Origin of the sequence: Micromonospora sp. NPDC049900, from assembly GCF_044461025.1 — a bacterium.
Classification (GTDB): domain Bacteria; phylum Actinomycetota; class Actinomycetes; order Mycobacteriales; family Micromonosporaceae; genus Micromonospora.
Map to the genome: position 1 here is coordinate 18,065 of NZ_JBITKM010000028.1, position 12,201 is coordinate 30,265.

At 73.7% G+C, this 12,201-nt stretch carries 13 protein-coding genes; 7 read left to right on the top strand and 6 right to left on the bottom strand.

Annotated elements, in window-relative coordinates:
• Positions 1–32 precede the first annotated feature (32 nt).
• The gene (locus ACIBMZ_RS29845) at positions 33–1,634 is read left to right on the top strand and encodes an LLM class flavin-dependent oxidoreductase (RefSeq protein ID WP_396699544.1); all 1,602 of its coding nucleotides are present in this window, start codon (positions 33–35) and stop codon (positions 1,632–1,634) included.
• Between the two features lie 9 nt (positions 1,635–1,643).
• Here the strand turns inward: ACIBMZ_RS29845 and ACIBMZ_RS29850 are convergent, their stop codons facing one another.
• Complete coding sequence (locus ACIBMZ_RS29850) at positions 1,644–2,243, bottom strand: GNAT family N-acetyltransferase (protein ID WP_396699565.1); 600 nt, start codon at positions 2,241–2,243, stop codon at positions 1,644–1,646.
• A 137-nt stretch (positions 2,244–2,380) separates the two neighbouring features.
• Here ACIBMZ_RS29850 and ACIBMZ_RS29855 point away from each other — a divergent pair, with 137 nt between their 5' ends.
• The gene (locus ACIBMZ_RS29855) at positions 2,381–3,283 is read left to right on the top strand and encodes a pentapeptide repeat-containing protein (protein WP_396699546.1); all 903 of its coding nucleotides are present in this window, start codon (positions 2,381–2,383) and stop codon (positions 3,281–3,283) included.
• On the opposite strand, the gene rnhA is transcribed toward ACIBMZ_RS29855, so the two are convergent.
• Both rnhA and ACIBMZ_RS29865 read right to left on the bottom strand, forming a co-directional pair.
• Positions 3,280–3,756 carry a ribonuclease HI gene (gene rnhA / locus ACIBMZ_RS29860; protein WP_396699547.1) on the bottom strand — a complete coding sequence of 159 codons (477 nt, stop codon included), beginning with the start codon at positions 3,754–3,756 and terminating at the stop codon, positions 3,280–3,282. The two genes, ACIBMZ_RS29855 and rnhA, sit on opposite strands and share 4 nt — an antisense overlap.
• A gap of 65 nt (positions 3,757–3,821) precedes the next feature.
• Positions 3,822–5,066 carry a lycopene cyclase family protein gene (locus tag ACIBMZ_RS29865; RefSeq protein ID WP_396699549.1) on the bottom strand — a complete coding sequence of 415 codons (1,245 nt, stop codon included), beginning with the start codon at positions 5,064–5,066 and terminating at the stop codon, positions 3,822–3,824.
• Between the two features lie 124 nt (positions 5,067–5,190).
• Between ACIBMZ_RS29865 and ACIBMZ_RS29870 the strand changes: the two genes are divergently transcribed.
• Positions 5,191–5,478 carry a hypothetical protein gene (locus tag ACIBMZ_RS29870; protein WP_396699551.1) on the top strand — a complete coding sequence of 96 codons (288 nt, stop codon included), beginning with the start codon at positions 5,191–5,193 and terminating at the stop codon, positions 5,476–5,478.
• Positions 5,391–6,302: a serpin family protein gene (locus ACIBMZ_RS29875; RefSeq protein ID WP_396699553.1), complete on the top strand. Its 912-nt coding sequence runs from the start codon at positions 5,391–5,393 to the stop codon at positions 6,300–6,302. Before ACIBMZ_RS29870 ends, ACIBMZ_RS29875 begins: the two co-directional genes overlap by 88 nt.
• Before the next feature lie 167 nt (positions 6,303–6,469).
• Here ACIBMZ_RS29875 and ACIBMZ_RS29880 read toward each other — a convergent pair whose 3' ends face one another.
• The gene (locus ACIBMZ_RS29880; protein WP_396699555.1) at positions 6,470–7,054 is read right to left on the bottom strand and encodes a hypothetical protein; all 585 of its coding nucleotides are present in this window, start codon (positions 7,052–7,054) and stop codon (positions 6,470–6,472) included.
• A gap of 950 nt (positions 7,055–8,004) precedes the next feature.
• Between ACIBMZ_RS29880 and ACIBMZ_RS29885 the strand changes: the two genes are divergently transcribed.
• Both ACIBMZ_RS29885 and ACIBMZ_RS29890 read left to right on the top strand, forming a co-directional pair.
• Positions 8,005–8,496 carry a hypothetical protein gene (locus tag ACIBMZ_RS29885; protein WP_396699557.1) on the top strand — a complete coding sequence of 164 codons (492 nt, stop codon included), beginning with the start codon at positions 8,005–8,007 and terminating at the stop codon, positions 8,494–8,496.
• 126 nt (positions 8,497–8,622) lie between these two features.
• Positions 8,623–9,231: a class F sortase gene (locus ACIBMZ_RS29890; protein WP_396699559.1), complete on the top strand. Its 609-nt coding sequence runs from the start codon at positions 8,623–8,625 to the stop codon at positions 9,229–9,231.
• On the opposite strand, the gene ACIBMZ_RS29895 is transcribed toward ACIBMZ_RS29890, so the two are convergent.
• Positions 9,117–10,193 carry a hypothetical protein gene (locus tag ACIBMZ_RS29895; RefSeq protein ID WP_396699561.1) on the bottom strand — a complete coding sequence of 359 codons (1,077 nt, stop codon included), beginning with the start codon at positions 10,191–10,193 and terminating at the stop codon, positions 9,117–9,119. The two genes, ACIBMZ_RS29890 and ACIBMZ_RS29895, sit on opposite strands and share 115 nt — an antisense overlap.
• A gap of 161 nt (positions 10,194–10,354) precedes the next feature.
• Between ACIBMZ_RS29895 and ACIBMZ_RS29900 the strand changes: the two genes are divergently transcribed.
• Positions 10,355–10,705 carry a YchJ family protein gene (locus ACIBMZ_RS29900; protein WP_396699567.1) on the top strand — a complete coding sequence of 117 codons (351 nt, stop codon included), beginning with the start codon at positions 10,355–10,357 and terminating at the stop codon, positions 10,703–10,705.
• Between the two features lie 11 nt (positions 10,706–10,716).
• Here the strand turns inward: ACIBMZ_RS29900 and ACIBMZ_RS29905 are convergent, their stop codons facing one another.
• Positions 10,717–11,934: an MFS transporter gene (locus ACIBMZ_RS29905; protein WP_396699563.1), complete on the bottom strand. Its 1,218-nt coding sequence runs from the start codon at positions 11,932–11,934 to the stop codon at positions 10,717–10,719.
• Positions 11,935–12,201 lie beyond the last annotated feature (267 nt).

The window sequence follows — 12,201 nt, forward strand, 5'->3', positions numbered from 1 at the left end:
TGATCGCCCCGGCAACGGGAAGGAAGACAGACATGAGCGACTACGGGCACCCCCTGACCTTCGGGTCGTTCCTGACGCCCGGCAACGCCGAACCGGCCGGGCCGGTCGGCCTGGCCATGCTCTCCGAGCAGGTCGGGCTGGACCTGGTCACCTTCCAGGACCACCCCTACCAGCCGGCCTTCCTGGACACCTGGACGCTGCTCAGCTACGTCGCCGCGCGGACCGAGCGGGTGCGGCTGGCCGCCAACGTGACGAACCTGCCGCTGCGACCACCCGCCGTACTCGCTCGCAGTGTCGCCAGCCTCGACCTGCTCAGCGGCGGCCGGATCGAGCTCGGACTGGGCGCCGGAGCGTTCTGGGACGCCATCGAGGCGATGGGCGGTCGACGTCTCACCCCGGGCCAGGGCGTGCGGGCTCTGGAGGAGGCGATCGAGATCATCCGCCAGATCTGGGACGCCGACGCCCGGGGCGGCGTCCGGGTCGACGGCGAGTTCCACCGGGCAGCCGGCGCCAAACGCGGCCCGGCGCCCGCCCACGACGTCGGCATCTGGCTCGGCGCGTACAAGCCCCGGATGCTCGCGCTGACCGGGCGGCGGGCCGACGGCTGGCTGCCCTCGCTGGCCTACCTGCAACCCGGCGACCTGGCCAAGGGGAACACGATCATCGACGACGCGGCCGAAAAGGCCGGGCGGTCGCCGGGTGACGTGCGACGGCTGCTCAACGTCAACGGCCGGTTCACGGCCACCGGGCGCGGGCCGCTGGACGGCCCGGCCGAGCAGTGGGCCGAGGAACTGGCCGACCTCGCTCTCACCGACGGCGTCAGCACCTTCATCCTCGGCACCGACGACCCGGACGACCTGCGGCGTTTCGCCGCCGAGGTGGCACCGGCCACCCGGGAGCTGGTCGCCGCCGAGCGCGCCTCCGGTCGCGCCGGTGGCACGCCCACGTCGGCCGACCGGGCAGCCCGGTTCCCGAGCGAGACGACCCCGGTCGCCACCGCCCGGCCGGAGCGGCCCCGGGCCGTGCTCGGGTCGAGCGCCTTCGCCGTGGTGCCGACACCCGACGACGGCGTACGCCGCAGCGACGTCCGGGTGTGGGACGAGGCGGCCCGCCCCACGGGTCCGGCACCGGACCCGACGCGTACCTACACCGCACACGAGCAGGCCGGCGCCCAGCACCTGATCGACGTCCACGACGGCCTGCGCAGCGAGCTGGCCCAGATCCAGGACCTGATCGAGCAGGTCGCGGCCGGGCTGGTCGACGTCGGCACCGCCCGGTCCCACATCAACACGATGACCATGCGGCAGAACAAGTGGACGCTGGGCACCTACTGCGAGTCGTACTGCCGGGTGGTGACCACACACCACACCATCGAGGACCGTGCGCTCTTCCCGCACCTACGCGGCACCGACCCGCGCCTCACGCCGGTGATCGACCGGTTGGAGGCGGAGCACCACGCCATCCACGACGTGCTGGAGGGCGTCGACCGGGCACTCGTGGCGTTCGTGGCCACCCCGGACGGCATGGCCGAGCTGCGTGCCGCCGTCGACCTGCTCAGCGACACGCTGCTGTCGCACCTGGCGTACGAGGAACGCGAGCTGGTCGAACCGATCGCCCGCCTGGGCGCGCACTGACCCGTCCCGTCAGGTTGCGGGTGCCCGGCGCATCCCCCACACCTTGGGGCCGCCGTCGGGCACCCGCACCTCGCCGGTGACCTCGAAGCCGAGCCGCCGGTAGAAACCGACGTTGCGCTCCGCCGAGGTCTCCAGCACCACCGGCAGCCCCGCGCGGGCCGCGTCGGCCAGCCCCGGCCGCAGCACCCGGGAGCCGAAACCGCCGCCCCACCGGTCGCGCCGGACCCCGACGGTGGCCAGCAGGTACGCCGGGTCCGTGGCGCGCAGCGGGGCACACGCGACCTCGGCGACCAGCGCGACCTCGTGCCGATCACCGGCCAGCTCCGCGTTCCGGGCGGCCAGGTCGGTCCAGACCCGGGCCGGTACCGGCCGGTCCGGTCCCAGCCACACCGCGACCGCGGCGATCCGCCCGGTCGGCTCGACCGCCGCCCACACGTCGCCGTACGGCAGGCCCACCGCCTCGACGGTCAGGGCGAACAGTCCGGTCAGCCGCTCCCGGTGCCGGTCCGCCGCCACCGTCCAGGCGGTCCACGGGTACCCGTCGAACGCGTCGGCCAGCGTCTGTGCCGCCTCGACCACCTCGTCGGCCGCCAGCCGCCGTACCTCGATCTCCATCCGTCGTCCCTTCCCCGTCGTGCCGACCGGCATCCTCGCACGTCGTCTCCGGGGCCCGGGATGCCATGCGGTCGCGGACCGCCCGACGGTGATGGGGACAATCTGCTGGTCGGGCGAGGCGGGGAGGTCGGGTGTCACAGTCGACGGGGTCGGCCGGAGCGGACGGCCAGACGCGCCGCAGCGGCGCGGAGGATCGGCTGCGGGCCGACTGTGCGCGGTGCTTCGGGCTCTGCTGCGTGGCTCCGGCGTTCGCCGCGTCGGCCGACTTCGCGGTCGACAAACCCGCCGGGCAGCCCTGTCGCCACCTGCGCACCGACTTCGCCTGCGGCATCCACGTCGAGCTGCGTGACCGCGGCTTCCCGGGCTGCACGGTCTTCGACTGCCACGGGGCGGGTCAGCGCGTCGCGCAGGAGACCTTCGGCGGCCGGGACTGGCGGGCCGCCCCGGAGACCGCAGCGCTGATGTTCGACGTCTTCGCGGTGATGCGCCCCCTGCACGAGCTGCTCTGGTATCTGACCGAGGCGTTGGCCCTACGTCCACCCGCCGCACTGCGCGCGGACCTGGCCGCCGCGCTCGCCGAGACCGAACGGATCGCCAGGGGCAGCCCTCAGGACCTGCTGGCGCTGGACGTCGAGGCGTACCGGGGACGGGTCAACGGGCTGCTGTCGCGTACCGGCGACCTGGCCCGGGCCCGTGGCGGCCCGGCGGGCGCGGACCGGCGCGGGGCGGTGCTGGTCGGTCGGGACCTGCGCCGGAGCGACCTGCGGGGAGCGAACCTGCGCGGCGCGGTGCTGATCGGCGCCGACCTGCGCGGAGTCGATCTCGCCCGGGCCGACCTGACCGGCGCGGACCTACGCGGGGCGGCGCTGGACGGGGCCGACCTGACCGGCGCGCTGTTCCTGCACCAGTCGCAGGTCGACGCCGCACGCGGTGACCGGCGGACCCGGCTGCCGGACCGGGTGACCCGACCGGCGCACTGGTCCGGGCTACCGTTGACCCCTGCTCCGGCTCGCCGCCGACCGAGGCGACGCTAGCGGCGGGTCGCGGCGACGGCCGCCCGCGCCTCGGTCATCCCCCGGTTGGCCAGCGCGTCGGCCCGCTCGTTCTCCGGATGCCCGTTGTGGCCCTTGACCCACAGCCAGGTGACCTGGTGCCGGGCACAGGCCGCCTCCAGCCGCTGCCACAGGTCGGCGTTCTTGACCGGCTGCTTCGCCGCGGTCCGCCAGCCGTTGCGCTTCCACGAGGCCAGCCAACTGGTGATGCCGTTGCGGACGTACGTGCTGTCGGTGTGCAGCTCGACGGTGACCGGACGGGTCAGGCTCTCCAGGGCCTCGATGGCGGCCATCAGCTCCATCCGGTTGTTGGTGGTCGGCGTCGCCTCACCACCGCACAGCTCCCGCTCGTGAGAGCCGTAACGCAGCAGGACGCCCCAACCGCCCGGGCCGGGATTGCCGCTGCACGCGCCGTCGGTCCAGATCCGCACCACCCGACCGGCCGCCTCGTCCATGGGGCCAACCTACCGAAGGCTCCCCCGGCTGCCGGGCGCGGCACCCCGGCCGACTCGGCGAGAGGTCAGGGCGGCGGGGCCTCCGTCTCCGACGGGCCGACCACGGCCGGCGGGACGGTCCAGGTGGGACGGTGGCCCGGCGCGATCCGGTCGCGGAACCGACCGGCCGCGTCGCCCACCCCCGCGGTCACCATCGGCAGCATCCGGGTGGAACTCATCACCGCCAGATCCTCGGCGCGGGTGGTGGCACCGTCGAGGAACCGCAGCACCCGGGCCGCCGGGTTCCGGTCGAACAGCCGACCGAAGAACTCCGGACCACCGACCAGGCTCCGGTCCAGGGCCCGCAACGCCACCGCGTCCATCCAGCGGTGCCGAGGCGGGTACGCGGACGGCGGCACCGGATCCCGCCCGGCCGCCACCGCGCGAGCCACCTGCTCGGCCTGGCGGTACATGGCGGAGAAGGTGAAACCGGTGGAGGGCCGGGTGGCGCCGCCGGCCGTACCGAGCCGGACCACCCGGGGCGAGGGACGGGCCACGAACGGCCCGTCGGTCATCGGGATGACGCCGTTCTCCACCTCGGTCACCGTGAGCCGGGCCGGGTCGAGGCCGAGCAGATCCCGGTAGCCGGCCAGCGCCGCGTCGTACCCGGCCGAGGTGAGCAGATCCGGGCCGAACTCGGTGTACTCCACCAACGCGTACCGGCTGTCGACCGGCAACACGTAGCCGAACGAGACGCCCCGGGCCGGTTGCGGGGTGCGGAAGTCCATCAGCACGGCCCGTTCCGGGTCGAACACCGGCCGGTCCGCCGCCAGCCACCAGCCACGGAAGTGCTGCAACCAGTTCGTCCGGCCGGGACGCCGCGGTGGCCGGGGCCGGGAGTCCAGCACCCAGGCGGCACGCAGCGGACCGTCGCCGGTACGCACCACCACCCGGTCACCGTCGTCGCGCAGATCCTCGGCACCGGCGACGATCCGGCGTACCCCGAGACGCCGTTCCGCCTCGGCGGCCCGGTCGTAAATCGGCCCGGAGCGCAGCATCGCGTACCGCAGGGGGGCCAGGTCCAGGGTACGGTGCGTGCCGGGCGTGACCACCTCGACCTGCGTCCAGCTCGCCGCCAGCAGGTCGTCCAGGTCGTTGCCGGGCTCGTCCCAGAACGCCCAGGTGCGGTCCTGGCCCCGCCGGTGCACCGGGTCGACGACCGCGATCCGCAGGTCGCGGACGCCGTGCCGGGCCAGCGCGGCCAGCACCAGCGAGGCGGCACCACCCCCACCGACCAGGGCGAGGTCGACGTCGACCGGCGCGGAACTCATCCGGTCACGCTGCCACACCGGACCCGCCGTGATGGTGTCAGGTCCCGAACCCCGCCGACCCGAGGGTCGATAGGGCCACCGGACCGGCGCGTCACCGTGCCACGTGCCGTCACCGGAGGACGTCATGAATACCCGCGCCGCGAACGCGCTCACCGCCCGCTGGACCGCCACCCTGGACGACGAGGCCACCGTGCTCTCCGGCGCGGGCGTGCACCCGCTGCTGGCGCTGCTCACCCGGTACGCGCACGGACCGGCCCGGGCCGAACTGTCGGCCGTGGTCGGCGACCGACGGGCGTGGACCTCACCGGCTCCCCGAGCACCCGGATGGCGCTGGGCTTCTGGTCGCGGCGCGGCCTGCCGCTGTCCGAGCGGTGGCGCACCGAGGTACCGGCCGCCCTGCGCGGCGAGTTGACCGGGGACGCGACCGTCGACCAGGCCACGCTGGACGCCTGGGCGGCTAGGCAGACCGACGGTCGGATCACCTCGATGCCGGTACGCGCCGCCGGCGGAACCGCGATGGTGCTGGCCAGCGCGCTGTCGGTGCTCACCACCTGGAAACAGCCCTTCCACGGCACGCGGTGCCGACCCACCGACGGCCCCTGGGCGGGACGGGACCTGGCCGGGCTCACCCGACGTGGCCGCGACCTGGACGCCCTGCGGGTCGTCGACACCGCCACCGGGCCGGTGAGCCTGCTGACGGTCGAGGGCGCCGAGGACGTCGACGTCGTACTCGCCCTCGGTCCCGCCGGACGCGGTCCCGCCGACGTGCTGCCCGCCGCGATCGGCGCGCTCGACGGCGGCGGCCCCGCCCTGCCGCTCACCGCCGGACCGGGCGTGACCGAACGGGTCGTCGACGCCGCCGACGCCACGCCGGAGTTGACGGTCTCCACCGTCGCGTTCACCGTCGACGCCGCCCACGACCTGCTGCGGCACGCCGGCCTGTTCGGGTTGACGGCGGCGACCGACGCCGCCGGGGACCACTTCCCCGGCATCACCGAGCGGCTGTACGTCGCACAGGCCGTCCAGAACGCCACCGCCACGTTCAACGCCACCGGCTTCTCCGCCGCCGTGGTGACGGCGTTCGCGATGCGGGCCGGTGCGATGCGCCCGCCCACCACCGTCCGCAAGCGGCTGGTCAGCCTGACCGTCGACCGGCCGTTCGGCTTCGTCGCCGTACACCGACCGACGAACCTCGCCCTCGTCACCGGCTGGATCACCCACCCCGACCCGGCATAGGGTTCTGGTGTAAGGAGGGGTCCCCTGCTAACGCCTGGTGTATAGGAAGGGACCCCTCCTAACATCGCACCCCGCACAGCAGACGCCGCCGGCCGGCACCCTGTGTGGGTGCCGGCCGGCGGCGTTCTTGCTTCCCCTTGTCGAGGAAAGTCTGTGCCTGGTGTGGGTCAGCTGTTCCAGTGTGCGGCGACCAGGTCAGCGGCCTGCTGCTCCCACTGGGCGTAGTGGTCGGGGAACGCCGACACCTGCACCGTCTGCGCCGCCACGGTCAGCGGCATGTCCTGCCACCCGTCGACCTGCTTCAAACCCTTCAAAAACGCGAGGGTCGAGTACTCGGGGTCGGTGATCTGCTCCACCGTGCCCCACCCACTGGACGGGCGCTGCTGGAACAGGCCCTGCGAATCGTGGTCGTTGCGGTCACCGAGGTGGCCGAGGTTCTCCAACTTCGACTCCTGGAACGCCGTACCGATCGCGATCACCGCCGCCCGCTCATCCATACCGGCCTTCTTCGTCGCCGCGATGATCGCCTTGGCGTTGGCGACCTGCTCATCCGACAGGTCGATGCGGGACTGGGCGCCCTGCACACCATGCGGAATCAGTTTGCCGGTATCCGGCTTGTCCGCCTGCACCGCCACCAGCGAGGAGGTGACGGGGGCGGCGTCAGCCTGACCGACCGGACCGGCGAACACACCACCAGCAAACGCCAGACCGGCAACACCGAGAACACTCTTACGCAGCAGCTTCGAGTTCATGAGACAGCTCCATTCGGGGGTAGACGCCACCCATAGGGGGAAAGGGGGCGACGCGAACGCCGTCAGGCGCCAAGAAGAAGAGAGGAACCGACGCACCAAATCCGAGGGATCAGCGAACCTTGCGGCGTCGGGTCAATACACAACCATCTGCCGGGCCAGGCCATTCCCCGAGGGGGGAGAGATCGGGGAGGCTCTTGCGGCGTCGGGATCACAACCACCGACCGGCCCGCATCATTCCCGGGGATATCCGCGAGCCCTCGCAGCGCCGGGACCAGATACAACGACCTACCGAGCCAGATCATTCCGGCATCCGCCCGCCACCCGCCACGGGGTGGGGTCCTGCTCGGTCAGCCACCGGGTTACAACGCCACCGACCCCACCCCGATTCCGCCCCGCAGCCACCCACCGGCACACACAAAAGCGGACATTCAATTACGAACGACGCATACCCCCTCATCGCTTCCCGCAGGGTCGAAAGGCCTCCCACCCACACCCCCGCCCATTCCCCGTTGATCAAGAAGTTTTGGCGCAAATGCCGGAGGATCCACAGCTCAAACCTCTTGATCAACTCGCCCAAGCCCGGGTCCGGGTCCGGGTCCGGGCGGCCGGGGTTGGGTCTGCGGTGGTGGGAACGTCGGAGACCCGGTCGCCGCGAACCGGACGGGTGCCACGATCGGCGCGACACCGCGCCGACCTCGCCTTCCGCCCACTGGTCACACGGTGCGGCAGGCGGACATCGACCGGATGCCGGTGCCCGCCAGGCTCGTGGCGGGACCTTCCGCGACGCCCGAGTCGGTCGGGCCGTCACGTGACGGCAACGAAGATTTCTCATTTTCACCGGATCGGGTCCCAAGGCCACCTAGTGTTGGGCACACCGGTGCTAGTCGCGGAGTTGGCCACCCGAACGACGTCCCACGCAGTCAGCGGACGAAAAGTGAGGGAAGACGCGTATGAAGGCAACCAGAGTTCTCGTACCGGCTGCGGGCAGCATCGCCTTGGGCGCGCTGCTCATGCCCGGAGTCGCCTGGGCGGACACCACGGTGTCACCGGCGACGACCCCGGTCGGGGGGACCGTCGTGCTCACCGCGACCACCTGCAACCCGAGCACCGGAGACGCGCTGTTCCGCGTCACCGGACCCGATCGGGACCAGAACGTACGCTCCACCACCGCCGCAGCCGGCGGCGGCCTGAGCGCCGAACTGTTCACCGCCGGCTTCACCCTCGGCACGTACACGGTGGCCGCCACCTGTGGGGACGGCACCTCGGACGGCAGCACCACGTTCACGGTCACCCCGATCGGTGGCGCCCAGGCCGGGGGTCGCCCGAGCGACGACGGGCTGGGCACCCTGGCCACCGGTGCGACCCTGATCGCCACCGCGCTCGGTGGCGGCGTCATCCTGGCCCGTCGCCGCCGGCACGCCGAGGCCGCCGCGCGCCTGTGACGTGTCGGCTCACTCCATCCATCCTGCGACGGGTGCCCGCGCCGTACGCCACGGTGCGGGCACCCGAGGGACCCCGCACGGCAGGTGTCCCGCCGGCCGTCCGACACTCGCGATCGGAGATGACACATGCGGGCGTACCAGCGGGGACGCGTACTGCTCGCGCTGGTCGCGGCCGTCGGGGTGGCGCTGGTCGGCGCGGGGCTCGGACGGATGCCGGCCGGGCCGCCGCAACCCGACGGCGCTGCGCACCGGGCGGGCACGGCACCCAGCCTGCCGCCGCTGCCGCGCGCCGAACCCGTCGAGGTGCGGATCGAGGCGATCGGCGTACGCGCACCGCTGGTGCCGGTCGCCGCCGACGCCTCGGGGGCGTTGGAGGTGCCGCCGCTGGACCGTCCGCAGGTGGCCGGTTGGTACCGGCCCGGTGCCAGCCCGGGTGAGATCGGCAACGCGGTCCTGGTGGGCCACGTCGACTCCCGGGACGGCCCGGCCGTCTTCTTCGAGTTGGGGCGGTTGCGTCCCGGCGACACCGTCCACATCGCCCGGGTCGACGCCACGGTGGCCAGTTTCACCGTGGACGCGGTCGAGGCGTACCCGAAGGAGCGGTTTCCCACCGACCTGGTCTACGGCCCCGGCGGTCTGGCCGGGCTGCGGCTGATCACCTGCGGCGGCCGGTTCGACCCGGCACGCGGCGAGTACGTCGACAACGTGATCGTCTTCGCCACCCGCACCGCGTAGCGCCCGCACCGCACAACGCCCGCACCGCGTAGAGCGCCCGCCGCGAGCGGTCGCACGGTGTCGGCCCGCGCGGCCGGTGGCACCCGTTCGACCATCCGGACGTCCGAACGACCCGAGCGTCCACGGCAGACCCGAGGAGCAACGATGGCCCAGGCAGCGATCAGCAAGAAGACCGGCGCGGCGTCGCGCACGGCAGCGAAGAGGACGAGCCCGGCGACGAAGCGGTCCGGGACGGCAGCCGCCAAGAGGACGACCGCCAAGGCGACCGGCGGCAGCGCCACGACCCGCAAGGCCACGACCCGCAAGGCGGCGACCAGCACGACGGCGACCCGTAAGGCCACCGGCAGCAAGGCCACGGGCAGCAAGGCGACGGGCAGCAAGGCGACGGGCAGCAAGGCGACCACCAGCAAGCCAGCCACCAGCAAGGCCACGAGCAGGAGTGCCACGGCCGGTACGGCAGCGGCGACCTCCGCCCGGACGGCGCGCAAGAAGGCCGTCTCCGCCACCGCGAGCCCGACCCGCCGTCCCACCGCGAAGGCGACCGCCGCGAAGAAGGCCACGGTCGCGAAGAAGGCGCCCGCCGCGAAGAAGACGGCGGCGAGGAAGGCACCGGCGGGCAAGGCCACCGGTGGCCGCGCGCCGGCCACGAAGACCACCACGAAGAAGGCGGCGACCAGGAAGACCTCGGCCAGCCAGGCCACCGCCGCACGGTCCCGGGCAGCCGGCGCGCCGACCCGGAGGGCCACCACGATGGAGTCGTTCGGCAGCCGGCGCGGCGTACGCACGCGCTGACCTGCGCGCTGTCCGGTGCCCAGGCGGCGGAGGAAGCCCCGGGTCGGCTCGTGCAGCAACGGCACGTGGCCCGGCGAGTGACCCGGGGTGTGGACGACGCGCAGTCCACCGCCGATGTCGAGCAGACTCGGCGTACGGCATGTCGGCGGCGTGCATCGCGACCGGCGCACCGGGGGGATGGCCGGGCCGACCGCGCCATCCACCCACTCCGATGTCCGGTACGCGCCACGCCCCCGGCGTCAACGCTCGGATCCGGTGCCGAGAGGATGACCCGGTGGCGAAGCGAGACAAACGGGCCGAGGTGACCGGGGCGTGCCCGTGCGGGCAGGGGATGCCGTACGCGGACTGCTGCGGGCGGCTGCACCGCGGCGAGGCGGACGCGCCGACGGCCGAGGCGTTGATGCGCTCCCGGTACGCAGCGTTCGCCGTCGGTGAACCGGACTACCTGATGCGCAGTTGGCACAGCCGTACCCGCCCGTCCGGACTGCACCTGGACCCCGCGCAGCGGTGGACCGGGCTGGAGGTCGTCGGCACCGACGGTGGCGGACTGTTCGACAGCACCGGGACCGTCGAGTTCCGGGCGCACTACCGCGAGGGCCGCGATCCCGGCACGGTGACCGAACGCAGCCGTTTCGTCCGCGAGGACGGCCGCTGGGTCTACCTGCACGCCGAGCGGCCCTGAGCGGGGCGGGCTCACGCGCCGACCCGGGCGGGCGGCACGTCGACGCGGCGTCGGACCGCTCCGCGCGCCTGCGCCGCCGCGACCAGCAGGTACGGCACCACGGCCAGGGCGAACGCCCACACGTTGTCGGTCGCCGTGGCGAGCAGGCCGAAGCCGACGTACACCGCGATGGTGGTCAGGTCGGTGAGCATGCCCGCCAGCGAGGTGACGGTGGCCCGGGCCGGGCCGCCGATCCGGGCCTGGAGGCGGGCGTCAGCCAGCACCAAGGCGAGTTGGAAGCCGGCGAACGCAGCCGCGACCAGCAGGAACCCCACCGGCCGACGCAGCAGCGCCCCCGCCGCCAGGGCCACCGCCGAGGCGGCCAGCAGCAGGGCGTACCCGCCGGTGCGCAGCCGCTGCCCGGCCGGGGCGAGCAGCCCGCCGACCATCTGCCCGAGCGTGACCACCAGGAGCAACAGCGGCACGGTGGTCAGCGCGACGCCGGTGTCCCGGGCCACCAGCGGGAGGTACTCCTCCAGCGCGCCCCAGATCGCGCCCACCACCGCCACCAGCAGCACCGCCGCGCGGACGGTCCGGTTGCCGCGCGCCTCGGCCACGCCCAGCCGGAGTCCCTGCCACCAGCCGGGCTCGTCCGGTTGGGAAGGCTCGGCGGCGGGACGCCGGTGTTCGGAGAAGCGGGTCGCGACGGCGGCGGCCAGCAGGCAGGCCACGACGCTGGCCGCCCCGACCGCCGGGTAGCCGCCGAGCCCGAGCACCGGCCCGGCGAGCAGGATCGAGCCGAGCACGCCGGCGGTACCGGTGGTCCGGGCCCGACCGATGGTGCGGGCGTACCGGTCGGCGGCACCGGCGTGGTCGAGTTCGTCGTAGACCAGCGCCTCCAGCGCGCCGGAGGCGAGTGCGCCGCCGGCTCCCCAGAGCACGAACCCGACGGCGAACGCGGGGTAGGACGGCAGGACCGTCCACAGCCCGAAGCCGACGGCGCTGCACAACGGTGCCAGGGTGAGCACCAGGCGTCGGGAGGTCGCGTCGGCCCAGGCACCGGCGGGCACCTCCAGCACCAGACCGGCCAGCGACCAGATCACGAAGAGCGAGGAGATCTGCCCGATCGACAGCCCGGTGTCGGCGAACAGCAACACGTACACCGGGTAGAGCAGGATCAGGTCGGTGAGGAAGGTGTACGCGTAGAGGGTGGCCGCCAGGCGACGGCCGGCGGCGGAAGCGAGGATCATCGAGGCCATCCGGATGGGTGGGGGCGGTCACGGACACCGTGTGCACGGCGTCCCAGGGCGGCCCCCGGCCTCGGTCAAGGCATCAATGTCGCCAGGTCATGCGGTGATGGTAGGCGGCGGCACCACCCGCTGCCACCCCGTCGCCGGAGGCGACGGCCGGACGCGTCGCGGGGGGGGGGGGGGCGGGGGCCCCCCCCCGCGGGGGGGCGGGGGGGGGGCGCCCCGGGGGGGCCGCGGGGGGGGGGGGGGGGTTGGGGGGGGGGGCGG